The sequence below is a fragment of the Bacillus cereus group sp. Sample62 genome, from assembly GCF_036851315.1.
GTDB lineage: Bacteria > Bacillota > Bacilli > Bacillales > Bacillaceae_G > Bacillus_A > Bacillus_A wiedmannii.
On record NZ_JAFLPK010000001.1, the window covers coordinates 3,815,890 to 3,830,764 of the forward strand.

Sequence of the window (14,875 nt, forward strand, 5' to 3'; positions counted from 1 at the left end):
AAACGGGGTAATTTACCCCGTTTTACAGCCGCAACCTCCGCCGGTACCACAACCGCCACCACAGCCACCAGCATCAAAAAATGGATTTCCTGTTGGAACTTTGATGGAAGAAGACACCTCCGAACCGATTGCTACACTAACTTCATCTAACAACTTTTGCAAAGTCGTTTCTACTCGTTTAAAAGTTGCAACCTTATCATGTAAGTCTACAGAACGCTTTAACTCCCTCATTTTCGTCGAAACGAAAGTATAATCAGGATGGTATTTACCAAAACGTTGCACTTCTTCATATCGTTCTTTCATCGCTGTAAATTGCTGAATTAACGTCTGAACTTCCATATCTTCATGCAATTCTTTATAACACTTACGATAGTCTTCTGCTATATCTGAACAGATAATCGCTTTTGCAAGCTGCTCTGCCTTATCTAATATCAATACGCTTTCCAGCGTCGCTACAATCATGAGAGACACCTCCGAATATTCATCATACCACATTTAGAATAGAACTACTAATTGAAGTGTCTCACTAAACAGAAAGATATCATTCTAACTATTTCCCATATAATTCTAGCACATACTTATACATTAATATGTTCCGCAATATTATATTTCAGAACATCCCATTTCCCACTATTTTCTTTCACATAACTAATACATGCATTTTTTAATGGCGTCTTAAACGAAACATCTTCCGGTGCAATTGCATGTAAAATTGCTTTTATCGCATGTGAATGCGCTACAATGATAATACGTTTGCCAGAATGAGTTTCTGCAACATCTTTTACAGCAACAAAACAACGCGTTACAATCTCTTCATCTTGCTCCATACCTTCTACTTTACCTTCTGCAATTAACTCCCTAACAGTCGCAACTGGCTTCCCAGAAGCTTCACCAAAATTACGTTCAACAAATCGCTCATCTAATAAAATCGATTGCAATCCTGTAGCCGCTGCAATTTCCTTAGCTGTTTCGTGCGCTCTAATTAATGGGCTACTTATAATTACATCCCATGCTTCCGCTTGCAAAGCAGCTGCACTTTGACTTGCTTGCTTCTTTCCCACTTCGTTAAGTGGAATATCTTCACGTCCTTGAATAATCTCTTGAAAATTCCAATCAGTTTGTCCATGTCGTACTAAACAAATTTCCGTCATGCTCATGCTGCAACTCCTTTTTAAATAATCCGCTTCTATTGTATCAAAAGTTCTGCATGACGGACATAGTTTTCCCTTCCAATTATGTTGTATTTTGCTGCTTCATATACTGAAACATATCGATCATAATGGAGGCAACTGCCAATTGATTTTGGAATTTCTCAACTTTATCTGGTATCGTTTTTTTGAAATGCTGCATAGCCGCTAACTCAAATGCCTCTTTTTCTTCAGGGTTTCGCGTTAGTTTTCTATACCAGTACGGTTGCTCCCTAATATAGCGAGATAAATCCTCATCAGCCTTTATAAACTCCATAATTTCTGCTCTCATCCGCTTTCCCCCTAATCCTTCTGAAAGAAAAATGGATTATTTTCGGAAGTACTTTCTTCTTGCCGCGCGGGCTTCCCTTGAAATTGTTGAAAAACTTGTTGCACACTACCAATAGCACTCGTCACATTAGCTAAATGGTGTTGCATCTGTTCCACATCTAGCTTTTTAAAGAAAGAAAGCATTTGTCCCATCACATCAGCAGTTTTTTCCTCTTCAGTTCGATTATCTTTTTCTTGTTTATTTTCTTTTACCGAAGAAAAAGCTGGCGCTCCATCAGGCCTAAAAGTTGCCCATATTGGATCTTCTTCACCAAGTAAGTACCATTCTTCATAAAACTGTTGCCAAGTTTTGTGACCACTTCTAACCTCATGAACCATTTTAGGGTGATGGTTTACAAACTCTTTAAACTGTTGAACCGATGGATGTAACGGTCCTTTTGTTGTTGGCATAATCCTCACCTCTTCATGTATATCTACTATATAGTAAGAAAAAAAAGGCACATGGTTCGCCTATTTTTAGACGATTCATGCACCTTTTTATCCTGCTATTTGCATACGGGAAGATTCTGACCTACACTTCAGTGAATATGAAGTACTTAAACGGGAGGTGTCCCTTACACAACTTGAAATTTCACTTTATTTTCGAATAAAGTTTTGTGTATAAAACTTATCGTATACCCCAACACCTAATCCTGTAAATTGTTCATTTAATACATTCTTTCTATGTCCTTCACTATTTAACCAACCTTGCACCGCCGCAATTCCATCACTATGTTGCGCCGCTATGTTCTCACCAGCAAGTTGAAATCCTACTTTCCCACGCTGCAAACGATCTCCTAACGTACCTAATGTAGGTGAATCGTGTGAAAAGTAATTATTATCCTTCATATCTTTACTATGACCTATAGCCACCTCTGCTGTTTGTTGATCCCAAGCTAATAACGGTAACTTATGACGACTTCGAATAATATTTGTTAAATCAAAAATTTGTTGCATATTCCCATTCTCTATTTGTTTCATTTTATCTGGAGTCAATGGTTGTTCTGCTAGTAATTCACCTGAATAAACAAGCTGATACGGTCTTTGGCGTAATAACGTTTCGTCATCCATATAACGAACACCAACAAGCTCATGTGTAAAATGATCAAAATATAATTGTGCCCAGCCATCTTCTACAGGTATTAATGGTTGTTCCATCACTTCCGTGTCAGATAACTCAAATTGATAACTATTCTTCCCTCTTTTTAACGAAATCTCATGGGAGAGTGGATTCTTTTTATACACTTCTTCATACTTTTCATTTATATAATAAGGCGGCACCTTAACTTGCTCACCAGCAACATACGCCGTTACAACTTTTCGTTCTGCAACCCCAAATTGCACATACTGAGTTAAATCTTGATTGTATACCCACCATTCATATCCGTAAGCAGATGGCTCTATCCGAGATGGTTCGCCCCATTTTGCTAATAAATTTTCAGAGTCCCCACCAATCATATTTAAAACAGTATCGGAAGAGTCTTCATTTACTTGTTTTTTCTTTTTCACAATTTTATTTTCTTGCTTTGATTGAGATGGGGTTAATATATATTGTGAAACGAGTAATTTCCCGTATAAATCAACAGCTAAAATTAAAAATGTAATCATTACGATACGCAATAATTTCTTCAATCGATATACCTCCTGCACAAAACATAAAATTGAGATATACACAAATCCTTTTCTTTCCTTTTTTGTGTGTACCGTACTCTTTTCACTATATCATATTTTCGCAAAAAAAGTCTGGATTCTCCCTTTTCTCTCAATATGAATTGCACTTTCTTATTATTCATACTATTATAAAAATAATGATGTAACATGAAAAGAGGAGGTATTATATGCAATTTACAAATACGAAATTTAATGGGGCAGTCGTTGATTTAACACTATTAACTGAGATTATGGAAAAGAACCACTTTGTACTTGCTGGACAGTGGGATTATGAACGAGTTACATACGATTATAAATTTGAAATATTAAATGATATTTATTATTTGCGCGTACTAGGTTTGGCTGTTGAAGGTGATGTTGGTAGCAGACACGCTGAAATAAAGCTACTTCCTCCCTTATTAGGAAAACATTATTATCCTCACGGCGTTGAATATGGTGATGGTGAAACTTTCCCAACGAATGTACTTCAAAAAAGCGAACAACTCCTACAAAATATCGAAAAAGAGTTAAAAGAATTCCAAATCATTGAATAAAATAAAAGTGAGTGCATCAATATGATGCACTCACTTTTATTTCGTTTGTAAATAAGGCGGCAATTGTTGCAACTGCTCTTTATCCTTTTCACGCTCTCGACGCGCCCATCGAAAGAATACATAACCGATAATTGTGCCATACACTATTTCCTGGACAATTTTCATAATGATGCCGCCTGTTTGTTGGTCTTGTACGACTGGCATCCAGTGTAAAAATTCTGGTCCCGTTATATTTAAATCTGATAAAGTTCCCGCTGGTACACAAAGTTCCATCGCCTTCATCCAAGCAGCCGGATCCGTATACGTTGCAAATAACGGTGCAGTCGCAAAAATGATTAACGCGCAAGCTGGCGTTAATAATATTCCGTTAGCAAACATATAACCAAGTTTCTTTATATCACTTAACGTTTGATATTCTGGTAATGGATTTAGCATCGGCCACCACATCATGATTGCCGTAAAGAACAATATAGCGAGACAAATAGGATGAGCAATTTGACTTTGTTTTACTGCATCAAAAACAACTGGTAAATGATAAAAAGAAAACAGGCCATTAAATACAAACAATGCAATAAGTGGCTTAGCAAATATCTTTAATATAATTTGAACGAACTTAAAAGAAGTAATATAACGATATAACCAATTTGGTATACCTAGCAACAATAACGGTGGAACTGCAATATACATAACTGCCATTTCAAACATATGTGCACTAAATATAATATGACCAATTAAATCAATAGGCCCTCCCTTTACAAAGTACAAAAGAACAATTCCAGTCGTAAAATAAAAAATTTGCTTCTTACTTACCTTCGTCGCATTTTCAAATCGCATTCTATATGGCCCAATAATTAAAAAGTACCCAATAAGAATCGCAAGCATAAATAATAAAAAGATTGGACTCCATAGAGCTTGAAAACCAAATATCCACAAGTTACTCATTGTCACACCCACCTTCTGAAGGTTACCCTTTCACATAATATGAAGAGGGAGCTGTGACAACACAAGCTCCCTTATTTTTCACTTTTCAAATCCACACAATTGTCATAAAAGCTAAAATTGTAATTAACCCGATTAACAGACCCGAATAAAGAAAGAAACTTGCCGCTTCATGCCCTTTATGACTCATATGCATAAAATAATACAATTGAAAAATTACTTGTACCACTGCTAATAGTAAAATAAATGGTACTGAGAAAGTCGGACTAAAAGTTTTCGGATATGCTACAGCTACAAATGCAACTAATGTTAAAAAAATCATTAATGCAAACGTAATAACTTGATGTTTCATTTCCTCCGCGCTTTTTCTCTTTCGATAAACAAGATCAACTTTAGGATTATTCATTTGCTTTATCGCCATTGTTTATCCCACCATTCCCATTAAATATACTACAGTGAAAATAAACACCCAAACTACGTCAATAAAGTGCCAATAAATCGATGCAACATAAAACTTCGGTGCATTGTATAAATTTAGACCTCTCTTCGCATTTCTAAAGATTAATGTTAAAATCCAACACAATCCAAACAATACGTGGAGTCCATGCGTACCAACAAGAGCATAAAACGCGGAACCAAACGCACTACTTCTCATAGTATGCTTAAATTCATGCGTATAATGATAAAACTCATATATCTCAAACCCTAAAAACCCTAAACCTAGCAACACTGTTACTAATAGCCAAAGTTGCATTTTCTTAAAGTTAAAATTTTTCATATGATACATCGCATATACGCTCGTTAAGCTACTCGTTAATAAAAGCATCGTCATAATGAAAACGAGCGGCATTTGGAACATCTCTTGAGATGTTGGTCCACCATTTGTAGAATTCTTTAACGCTAAATATGTGCCAAATAAGGAAGCGAACAATACTGTTTCGCCTCCAAGAAATAACCAAAAACCGACAAACTTATTTTTTCCCTCAAGGGTTGCTTTTTCAGGCTCTGCTGGAAATGTTTCATTCGTTAATTTTTCATCTACATGCATTATGCCTTGCCCCCCTTATCTTCTAAATCTTCCTTATGAATATGATATCCATGATCATCGATTACTGAACGTAGGAACATTGTACCGAATGTAATGATTAAACCAATAATTGCTACTAATAACCAAAACTTATCTTTTCCACCCTGCATATACATTGCACCGAATGCCGCTATAAACAATCCTAAAGAAATGATAAATGGTGAAAACGATGGATTTGGCATATGAATATCACCAACTGGTTCCGCCGCTGTCATCTCTTTATTCCCTTCACGTTTTTCAATCCAAAACGGATCTAACCCGCGAACAAATGGTAATTGTTTAAAGTTATATTCCGGTGTAGGTGCTGGCATTGTCCATTCTAATGTACGTGCATCCCACGGATCACGACCAGCCTTTTCTTTTGATACTGTTGTTTTGATTACATTGAATAGAAGAACAATCGTTCCAAGAGCCATAAATACCGCTCCAATAGAACTAATCATATTCCCCATTTCCAACCCTTGACCTTCAAGATATGTGTAGTAACGACGTGGCATACCAATCAATCCAAGGAAATGCTGAATGAAGAACGTTAAATGGAAACCGATAAAGAATAGCCAAAATGTTATCTTTCCTAACGTTTCATTCAATACTTTATTAAACATCAGTGGCCAATAATAATGAGCTCCTGCAAGTAAACCAAATACAACACCGCCGACGATTACATAATGAAAGTGCGCTACTACGAAATAGTTGTCATGAAATTGATAATCAGCAGGTGCAGATGCTAGCATAACACCTGTAACTCCTCCCATTACGAATGATGGAATGAAAGCTACTGCCCACATCATTGGTGTCGTAAAACGAATACTTCCACCCCACATCGTAAAGAGCCAGTTGAATATTTTAATACCGGTCGGAACCGCAATCGCCATTGTTGCAACTGAGAAAATAGCATTTGCAACTGGACCAAGCCCGACAGTAAACATATGATGCGCCCATACCATAAATCCTAAGAATCCAATTAATACTGTCGCAAACACCATCGATGAATAACCAAATAATCGCTTTTTCGAAAATGTCGCGAAGATTTCTGAGAATATTCCGAAAGCTGGGAGTATAAGAATGTATACTTCTGGATGACCGAAAATCCAGAATAAATGCTCCCATATAATTGTATTCCCGCCCAATGCTGGATTAAAGAAACTTGTTCCAAATAAACGATCTAACATTAAAAGTCCTAATCCTACAGTTAACGGCGGAAAAGCGAATAATATTAGCGAAGATGTTACAAATGTCGTCCATGTAAACATCGGCATACGCATATACGTCATTCCTGGCGCACGCATATTAATAATGGTTACAAGGAAGTTAATACCTCCAATTAATGTACCAATACCGGAGATTTGCAAGCCGAGTACATAAAAATCAACACCATGGCCTTTTGAGGCTAAAGCTAAAGATGCATAAGATGTCCATCCTGCATCAGGTGCTCCACCTAAAAACCAACTTAAATTTAAAAATACTCCACCAAAGAAAAATAACCAAAATCCAAGTGAATTCAAAAACGGGAACGCTACATCACGTGCACCAATTTGAAGTGGTACAGCGGCGTTCATAAATGCAAACACGAGTGGCATAGCTGCGAGGAAAATCATTGTTGTACCGTGCATCGTTAATACTTGATTATAAGCATCCCCAACAAGAAAAGCGTTGTTAGGAATCGCTAATTGAAGGCGAATAAATAGAGCTTCTATTCCGCCTATTATAAAAAACAATCCACCTGCAATTAAATAGAGAATGGCAATCTTTTTATGGTCTACTGTCGTTAAATAATCCCATATGACAGCACCCATCCCCTGTTTTTTTGCTACAGAACTCACGTTTTCAACCTCCCCTTCGCGAATAATCCCTCTTTACTTTTCAACTTTTAACGTTTGTAAGTATGCATTTAATGCATCAATTTGATCATCCGTTAAGTTGCCATATTTACCAGTCATTTTATTTCCTGGTTTCATATTTTCAGGATCTTTCAGCCATTTTTTTAAGTTTTCTTCATTGTTTTCGGCAATACCGGCAACCATATCGCGATCCGCAAAGTTTGCTAAGTTTGGTGCGATACGAGCGGAAGGTGGTCTACTATCATTAGATCCAACTGCGTGACAACCAATACAGCTTTTATTAAATATTTCTTGGCCCTCTTGCGCCTTTGTTGAAGCTACTTCCTTCTTCCCATCAATCTTCTTCATATCAGCAAGCCACTTTTTGTACTCGCTTTCATCCAAAGCTTTCACTTTGAATTGCATTAAAGAATGTGATGGGCCGCAAAATTCTGTACAAAAACCATTATAAGTGCCCGATTTATCTGCCTTTAACCACATTTTGTTCACATTATCTGTATTTGTATCCATTTTCCCAGCTAAAGATGGAACCCAAAACGAATGTTTAATATCGGCACCCTTCAAATTCAAATACACTTTCTTACCTGTGGGGATGACTAAATCTTGAGAAGTGACTATTTTTTCTGATTTATAAGAAAATTCCCACCAATAAAGATTCGCTGTTACATCAACAACGATAGTATCTTTATCAATATTCTTTTTCTCCATCGCACTTACATCAGCAAGTTTGAATGTATATGTAACCGTCGGAACAGCTAAGATTAACAAAAGAATAATCGGAATAACTGTCCATATAATTTCTAGCTTGTGATTCCCTTCAACTTGCTCCGGAATATAATCTTCCTGACCTTTCTTTTGTCGGAAACGCACAATTACATATAAGAAAATAATAGTAACTACTAGTACTACTCCTACCATGATCGCAGTTGCTAGTAAGAGCAAATCATATTGCATTTTTGCTACTTCTCCTTGCGGAATTAAAGTAGATTGAAAGGCTTTACCGCATCCCCCTAACAGTAAAGCCAGCAGTGAAACGAACGAAAGCAGTCGCCACTGTTTCTTCATACAAACAACCCCCACTTTCCTTGTGAATTAGATTGTACTTTATAGTTAAGTAAAGTAAATCTCAACGTAAAGAAATCCAATTATGTCGTTGTCTTAGAAGAATGTAACTACAATCATTGATACAAATAAGATTGTTAAATAATTTAGGGAATAAACAAACATTTGTACGGACCATTTGATGTCATCTTTCTTACGGAAGCCATAAAATCCTAAAACGATCCATCCGATGTTTAACAATGTTGCAATTACCATAAATGTTATCCCTAGTCCACTCATATAAAATGGTAGTGGTAATAAACATACTGTCCAAATCATAATTTGGCGTTTCGTAATTTCAAATCCATGAACTACAGGAAGCATTGGAATTCCTGCATTTCGATATTCATCAACACGTTTCATTGCTAATGCAAGGAAATGTGGGATTTGCCAAATAAACATAATTAAAAATAACATCCAAGCAATTGGATGACCTAAAGATGGATCGATTGCTGCCCATCCAATTAAAGGTGGAACTGCACCAGATATACTACCTACAACAGTATTTAGTGTATACTTTCTCTTTGTCCATAAACTATATAGAACAACATATGTGAAGGCACCAATAAATCCCATTAAAACTGCCATTGGTGTTGTTAATAATAAAAATACAAACCCAAGAAGTAATATAACTAGTCCAAATGTAAGTGCAAATCCTGGTTTATACTTTCCAGTAACCGTTGGACGGGTCTTTGTTCTTTCCATTAATGGATCGATGTCTCGATCAATGTAGTTGTTTAAACAACATACCCCTGCCATAACTAATCCAGAACCAACGATTGTAAAAAATAACTTATCCAAATTGTCCATTACACTTAATCCATTAAAGTGTAATGCCAACCAAAATCCTGTAAATACAGTAAGTGTATTTGAGTTTACAATCCCCATTTTAACGAGTGCTTTTAAATCTTGTAACCGAGTTGTTTCCGGTACACTTGTAACAGCAGACTCATCATGCAGCTCACTTGTTGCATGGTTCATCACTTTAACCCCCTCTTAAAACTTTCATCTTTCTTTTTGCGCCTATTTCGTATGAAATATTTCGCTTCTATATAGCAATATTATTACAGTAGAAATATTGTTAATCCATTCTACTACTAATCTACGCCCATACTCCAATATATTAAATCATATTTCCCGAACATTTTGTGAAGAAAACATGAACTTTTTGTGTCGAATATAAAAACTTAATTCTTACTTGTCCTTATCATAACATGATGTTACCTTCTATCATAAACTTTTTTGTCATATTTAACACGTATTCTCCCCATTTCTTTTCAAAACAGCCTGTTTTTCACCTAAAAATTCCCTTATACATCCTATTTCCACACCCATTTTCTCTCCCCTGTCTTCCCCCGCCATTTCTTTGCTATTTTATTATTTTTTATATATCATAGGAACTAGCGCGTTTTATTCTATACATAATGGAATGAAAATATTTCGCAATAACTTCATAGCAGAAAGATGGTGAAATAGATTGCAACGCTTTATTAAATGGTTAGCAGTCATTACGAGTCTTGATTTATTAATAGTTTTACTAGGAGGCGCCTTAGTTACAAAAACAGGTTCTGGCCAAGGGTGCGGTAAATCATGGCCACTTTGTAACGGTGAATTTGTTCCATCTAATTTATCAATGGAAACTATTATTGAACTAAGTCATCGCCTTACATCAGGATCAGCAGGAATTCTTGTCACACTCCTTTGTATTTTGTCCTGGAAATATTATAAACATGTGCGCGAAACAAAAACGTTAGCAATTTTATCCTTCGTATTTTTAGTTGCACAAGCATTAATGGGAGCTGCAGCAGTTGTTTGGGGACAAATGCCAGCTGTACTGGCTATCCATTTCGGTATTTCCTTAATTTCATTTGCTTCTGTCATTTTATTAACGTGTCTTATCTTTGAAATCGACCAGAAATTTGATGCACGTTCACTTATTATGGACAAAAAAATGAAATTTCATATTTATGGTGTAACAATTTACAGTTATATTGTCGTCTACACAGGCGCTTTAGTACGTCACGAACGAGCTAGCTTAGCCTGCCCAGACTTTCCTTTATGTAGCAAAAATAGACCTATGCCAACTCAACTACATGAATGGGTTCAAATGGGACATAGAGTTGCAGCGATGTTAATTTTCGCTTGGATACTATACGCGATGATTCTCGCTATTCGCCATTACAAGCAGCAACCTGTCGTATACTGGGGATGGATCATTTCATTTATCCTTGTTACACTTCAAGCGATCGTAGGAATTTTAGTCGTATTTACAAATGCTAATTTAGTAATGGCATTATTACATTCACTATTCATTTCTTGCTTGTTTGCTGTACTATGCTATTTAGTTATGTTAGGTACAAGAAGTAAAGCGAATGCAAAAGAAGCTGAATCAACTTCTGAACAAACAAAATAAATTTAAATTAAAATACCTTGCCGAATTGGCAAGGTATTTTTTGCGATAAAGTGAAACTTTAATCAGTGGGGGTTTTCTTCATCCCCACTGATTATTAGCCCGCACCAATCGGGCTTTTATGAGCAGCCCGACCCCCACCTAACTTCTTTGCTTTCACTGAATTTTAAGGTGGGGGCTTACTGCCCGCAAATAGCGGGATAAAGAAAAAGAGCTGCATTTACACAGCTCTTTTCTATTTTAGTGATCTAATTCAATGAGTAAGTCACCCGTTTGAATTGCATCTCCATCGTTAACATATACTTTTTTCACTTTACCATTGAACGGCGCTTGAACTGTCGTTTCCATTTTCATCGCTTCTGTAATTGCCATAGAATCGCCTTTTTTCACTTCATCGCCTTCTTTTACAACTACTTTAATAACCGTTCCTGGCATTGTTGCACTAATGTGGTTTGGATTTTCACGGTTTCCTTTCACACGTTGTGCCACTGTTGCTTTCACACTTTCGTCTTTCACAACAATCTCACGTGGTTGACCGTTAAATTCCAAGTAAAGAATACGATTTCCATCTGGCTGAGGCTCTCCGATTGATACTAGTTTAACCATCAATGTTTTACCTTGTTCGATTTCCACATTGATTTCTTCACCAAGTCTCATACCATAGAAGAATGTCGGTGTATCAAGTACAGACACACTTCCATAAATCTCAGCAACTTTTTCGTAATCCATAAATACTTTTGGATATAATGCATAGGCAACGACATCAAAAATCGTCACTTCGCGTCCAAGCTTATGGAATAGCTCTTCTTTTAACGCGTCGAAATCTACTGGCTCTAATAATTCACCCGGTCTTACTGTTAATGGCTCTTTCCCTTTTAAAATAATTTCTTGTAACTTTTTCGGGAAACCACCATAAGGTTGTCCTAAATCTCCTGAGAACATTTCAACAACAGATCCTGGGAAATCCATCGAATGCCCACGCTCTAAAACATCTTGTTCTGTTAAGTGATTTTGAACCATAAATAATGCCATATCACCGACAACTTTAGATGATGGTGTTACTTTCACAATATCGCCAAACATGTCATTCACACGGCGGTACATTACTTTCACTTCATCGAAGCGATCTCCTAAACCAACCGCCTTCGCTTGTTGTTGTAGATTACTATACTGTCCGCCTGGCATTTCGTGCATGTATACCTCTGTATGAGGAGCATTCATACCACTTTCAAACGGTGCGTAGTATTTACGGACATCTTCCCAGTAATGAGATAGTTTTTCTAATGAATCTACGTTAACGTCCGGCTGTCTTTCGTTTCCGCCTAACGCATAGTATAGCGTGTTTGCGCTTGGTTGTGACGTTTGACCAGCCATAGAACTTACTGCTACATCGACAATATCAACACCTGCTTCAATTGCCTTTGTATACGTTAATATACCATTTCCACTCGTATCGTGTGTATGCAAGTGAATCGGAATCGATACCGTCTCTTTTAGTGCAGAAACTAAATCATATGCCGCATTAGGTTTTAATAAGCCTGCCATATCTTTAATTCCTAATATATGTGCTCCTGATGCTTCTAACTCTTTTGCTAAGTTTTTATAGTAATTTAAATCATATTTACTACGTAATGGATCATGAATATCTCCTGTGTAGCACATTGTTGCTTCTGCAATTTTACCAGTATCTCGCACAGCATCAATCGCAACTCTCATACCTTCTACCCAGTTTAAGCTATCAAAAATACGGAATACATCAATTCCAGCTTGAGCAGAACATTCCACAAATTTTTGAATTAAATTATCTGGATAGTTTTTGTAACCAACTGCGTTTGAAGAACGAAGTAACATTTGGAATAAAACGTTTGGCATTTTTTCACGAAGATCTAGTAATCGTTCCCATGGATCTTCCTTTAAGAAACGATATGCAACATCAAACGTTGCACCGCCCCACATTTCCGCTGAGAATAGGTTCGGTAGCATTCTCGCTGTCGGCTCTGCAATTTGATGTAAATCTTTTGTACGAATACGCGTCGCCAGTAATGACTGATGTGCATCACGGAATGTTGTATCCGTCAAAAGTACACGCTTTTGATCTTGTACCCATTTTACTAATCCGTCCGCTCCACGCTCATCCAAAATTTGTTTCGTTCCATTTTGAATCGGTTCTGAGTGTAATACATTCGGTATACGAGCATCCGGGAAAATTGGTTTCTCTTTTTTCCCTACTCCTGGGAAGCCATTTACTGTTACTGTCCCAATGTAATTTAACATTTTCGTTCCGCGGTCTTTACGTTTCGGGAATAGGAATAGTTCAGGTGACGCATCAATAAATGAAGTGTCATATTCTCCTGATAAGAAGTTTTTATGTTTTACTACATTCTCTAGAAATGGAATATTTGTTTTAATACCACGAATACGGAATTCTTTTAAGTTACGTTCCATTTTCGCAGCAGCTTGTTCAAAAGTAAGTGCCCATGTTGTAACTTTTACAAGTAAAGAATCATAGTACGGTGTAATAACAGCACCTTGGAAACTATTACCTGTATCAAGACGAACACCGAAACCACCACCTGATCGATATGCCATAATTTTCCCTGTATCCGGCATGAAATTATTTAATGGGTCTTCAGTCGTTACACGAGATTGGATCGCAAATCCATGTACAACTACTTCCTCTTGCTTCGGAACACCTACCATTTTACTATGTAATGCATGTCCATCAGCTATTAAAATTTGTGATTGAACGATATCCACTCCTGTGATCATTTCTGTAATCGTATGTTCAACTTGAACACGCGGATTTACTTCTATGAAGTAAAACTCATCACCTTTTACAAGAAATTCTACTGTTCCTGCGTTTAAATAATTTACATTTTTCGTTAACTTAACAGCAGCATCACAAATACGCTGACGCAAATCATCTGAAAGTGACACACTAGGTGCAATTTCTACCACTTTTTGGTGACGACGTTGTACAGAACAGTCTCGCTCGTATAAATGAACAACATTGCCCTCTTCATCTGCTAAAATTTGAACTTCTATATGTTTAGGTTTTTCAACGAATTTTTCAACGTACACTTCATCATTACCAAAGGCTGCTTTCGCTTCTGATTTCGCTCGATTATACGATTCTCTTAATTCTTCACTACTACGTACAATACGCATACCACGACCGCCACCGCCAAGGGAAGCTTTAATAATAATCGGGTAATCATACTTTTCAGCAAATTCTCCGACTTCTTCTACTGAATTTACTGGCCCATCACTACCAGGAATAACTGGAATTTGTGCTAGCTGCGCTTGTGTTCTCGCTTTCACTTTATCTCCAAACATATCTAAATGCTTACTCTTTGGACCAATAAAGATAATCCCTTCTTCTTCACAACGTTTTGCGAATTGAATATTTTCTGACAAGAAACCATATCCAGGGTGGATTGCATCTACATGATTACTTTTCGCAATCTCAATAATGCCCTCAATATCTAGATAAGCATCAATTGGCTTTTTCCCTTCCCCAACTAAATAGGACTCATCGGCTTTATAACGATGATAAGAACCACTATCCTCTTTAGAATAGATTGCAACTGTTTTTAATCCAAGTTCCGAACAAGCTCGAAACACACGAATTGCAATCTCTCCACGGTTAGCTACCAATACTTTTTGAATACGTTGCAGCTTTGTCATGATTTTCCCCCTCTACTTTCCTACCACTCTAGAGATAAAATATATACACACCATAAAGAGCGTGAAGTTCTTCACTTTCTACATTATAT

14 protein-coding genes are annotated in these 14,875 nt (G+C 36.8%); 2 read left to right on the forward strand and 12 right to left on the reverse strand.

Annotation, left to right across the window (positions count from 1 at the left end):
- Positions 1-12 precede the first annotated feature (12 nt).
- From J0835_RS19240 to J0835_RS19260, 5 genes are all read right to left on the reverse strand, one after another.
- Positions 13-462 (reverse strand): YlbF family regulator, encoded by a 450-nt coding sequence (locus J0835_RS19240; RefSeq protein WP_087981711.1) that lies wholly within the window; start codon positions 460-462, stop codon positions 13-15.
- Between the two features lie 116 nt (positions 463-578).
- Entirely contained in the window at positions 579-1,151 is a 573-nt protein-coding gene (locus tag J0835_RS19245; protein ID WP_140386918.1) for a histidine phosphatase family protein, read from the reverse strand.
- Positions 1,152-1,233: 82 nt separating this feature from the next.
- Positions 1,234-1,479 carry a YlbE-like family protein gene (locus tag J0835_RS19250; RefSeq protein WP_001200991.1) on the reverse strand — a complete coding sequence of 82 codons (246 nt, stop codon included), beginning with the start codon at positions 1,477-1,479 and terminating at the stop codon, positions 1,234-1,236.
- 11 nt (positions 1,480-1,490) lie between these two features.
- The gene (locus J0835_RS19255) at positions 1,491-1,928 is read right to left on the reverse strand and encodes a YlbD family protein (protein WP_061678261.1); all 438 of its coding nucleotides are present in this window, start codon (positions 1,926-1,928) and stop codon (positions 1,491-1,493) included.
- A gap of 186 nt (positions 1,929-2,114) precedes the next feature.
- Complete coding sequence (locus J0835_RS19260) at positions 2,115-3,149, reverse strand: CAP domain-containing protein (protein ID WP_087981713.1); 1,035 nt, start codon at positions 3,147-3,149, stop codon at positions 2,115-2,117.
- Between the two features lie 206 nt (positions 3,150-3,355).
- Between J0835_RS19260 and J0835_RS19265 the strand changes: the two genes are divergently transcribed.
- Positions 3,356-3,721: a YugN family protein gene (locus tag J0835_RS19265; protein ID WP_064474955.1), complete on the forward strand. Its 366-nt coding sequence runs from the start codon at positions 3,356-3,358 to the stop codon at positions 3,719-3,721.
- 36 nt (positions 3,722-3,757) lie between these two features.
- Here the strand turns inward: J0835_RS19265 and ctaG are convergent, their stop codons facing one another.
- From ctaG to ctaB, 6 genes are all read right to left on the reverse strand, one after another.
- Positions 3,758-4,663 (reverse strand): cytochrome c oxidase assembly factor CtaG, encoded by a 906-nt coding sequence (ctaG, locus tag J0835_RS19270; RefSeq protein WP_087981714.1) that lies wholly within the window; start codon positions 4,661-4,663, stop codon positions 3,758-3,760.
- An 85-nt stretch (positions 4,664-4,748) separates the two neighbouring features.
- Positions 4,749-5,081, reverse strand: coding sequence for a cytochrome c oxidase subunit IVB (ctaF, locus tag J0835_RS19275; protein WP_087981715.1), 333 nt, complete (start codon positions 5,079-5,081; stop codon positions 4,749-4,751).
- Between the two features lie 3 nt (positions 5,082-5,084).
- Positions 5,085-5,708 (reverse strand): cytochrome c oxidase subunit III, encoded by a 624-nt coding sequence (gene ctaE / locus J0835_RS19280; RefSeq protein ID WP_000557861.1) that lies wholly within the window; start codon positions 5,706-5,708, stop codon positions 5,085-5,087.
- A complete protein-coding gene (ctaD, locus tag J0835_RS19285) occupies positions 5,708-7,543 on the reverse strand; it encodes a cytochrome c oxidase subunit I (protein WP_000501451.1) in 1,836 nt (611 codons plus the stop codon). Before ctaD ends, ctaE begins: the two co-directional genes overlap by 1 nt.
- 60 nt (positions 7,544-7,603) lie before the next feature.
- Positions 7,604-8,653: a cytochrome c oxidase subunit II gene (gene coxB / locus J0835_RS19290; protein ID WP_000745278.1), complete on the reverse strand. Its 1,050-nt coding sequence runs from the start codon at positions 8,651-8,653 to the stop codon at positions 7,604-7,606.
- A 93-nt stretch (positions 8,654-8,746) separates the two neighbouring features.
- The gene (gene ctaB / locus J0835_RS19295) at positions 8,747-9,670 is read right to left on the reverse strand and encodes a protoheme IX farnesyltransferase (protein ID WP_001015058.1); all 924 of its coding nucleotides are present in this window, start codon (positions 9,668-9,670) and stop codon (positions 8,747-8,749) included.
- A gap of 496 nt (positions 9,671-10,166) precedes the next feature.
- Here ctaB and ctaA point away from each other — a divergent pair, with 496 nt between their 5' ends.
- Positions 10,167-11,102: a heme A synthase gene (gene ctaA / locus J0835_RS19300; protein WP_087981716.1), complete on the forward strand. Its 936-nt coding sequence runs from the start codon at positions 10,167-10,169 to the stop codon at positions 11,100-11,102.
- Positions 11,103-11,339: 237 nt separating this feature from the next.
- Here the strand turns inward: ctaA and pyc are convergent, their stop codons facing one another.
- Positions 11,340-14,786: a pyruvate carboxylase gene (pyc, locus tag J0835_RS19305; protein WP_087981717.1), complete on the reverse strand. Its 3,447-nt coding sequence runs from the start codon at positions 14,784-14,786 to the stop codon at positions 11,340-11,342.
- Between the last annotated feature and the right edge of the window lie 89 nt (positions 14,787-14,875).

Bases quoted from the DNA above. Each gene is read 5' to 3' on its own strand.
- J0835_RS19240 (WP_087981711.1), bottom strand. From the start codon at position 462: ATGATTGTAGCGACGCTGGAAAGCGTATTGATATTAGATAAGGCAGAG.
- ctaG (WP_087981714.1), bottom strand. From the start codon at position 4,663: ATGAGTAACTTGTGGATATTTGGTTTTCAAGCTCTATGGAGTCCAATC.
- J0835_RS19265 (WP_064474955.1), top strand. From the start codon at position 3,356: ATGCAATTTACAAATACGAAATTTAATGGGGCAGTCGTTGATTTAACA.
- ctaF (WP_087981715.1), bottom strand. From the start codon at position 5,081: ATGGCGATAAAGCAAATGAATAATCCTAAAGTTGATCTTGTTTATCGA.
- J0835_RS19250 (WP_001200991.1), bottom strand. From the start codon at position 1,479: ATGAGAGCAGAAATTATGGAGTTTATAAAGGCTGATGAGGATTTATCT.
- pyc (WP_087981717.1), bottom strand. From the start codon at position 14,786: ATGACAAAGCTGCAACGTATTCAAAAAGTATTGGTAGCTAACCGTGGA.
- ctaB (WP_001015058.1), bottom strand. From the start codon at position 9,670: ATGAACCATGCAACAAGTGAGCTGCATGATGAGTCTGCTGTTACAAGT.
- coxB (WP_000745278.1), bottom strand. From the start codon at position 8,653: ATGAAGAAACAGTGGCGACTGCTTTCGTTCGTTTCACTGCTGGCTTTA.
- J0835_RS19245 (WP_140386918.1), bottom strand. From the start codon at position 1,151: ATGACGGAAATTTGTTTAGTACGACATGGACAAACTGATTGGAATTTT.
- ctaE (WP_000557861.1), bottom strand. From the start codon at position 5,708: ATGCATGTAGATGAAAAATTAACGAATGAAACATTTCCAGCAGAGCCT.
- ctaD (WP_000501451.1), bottom strand. From the start codon at position 7,543: ATGGGTGCTGTCATATGGGATTATTTAACGACAGTAGACCATAAAAAG.
- J0835_RS19255 (WP_061678261.1), bottom strand. From the start codon at position 1,928: ATGCCAACAACAAAAGGACCGTTACATCCATCGGTTCAACAGTTTAAA.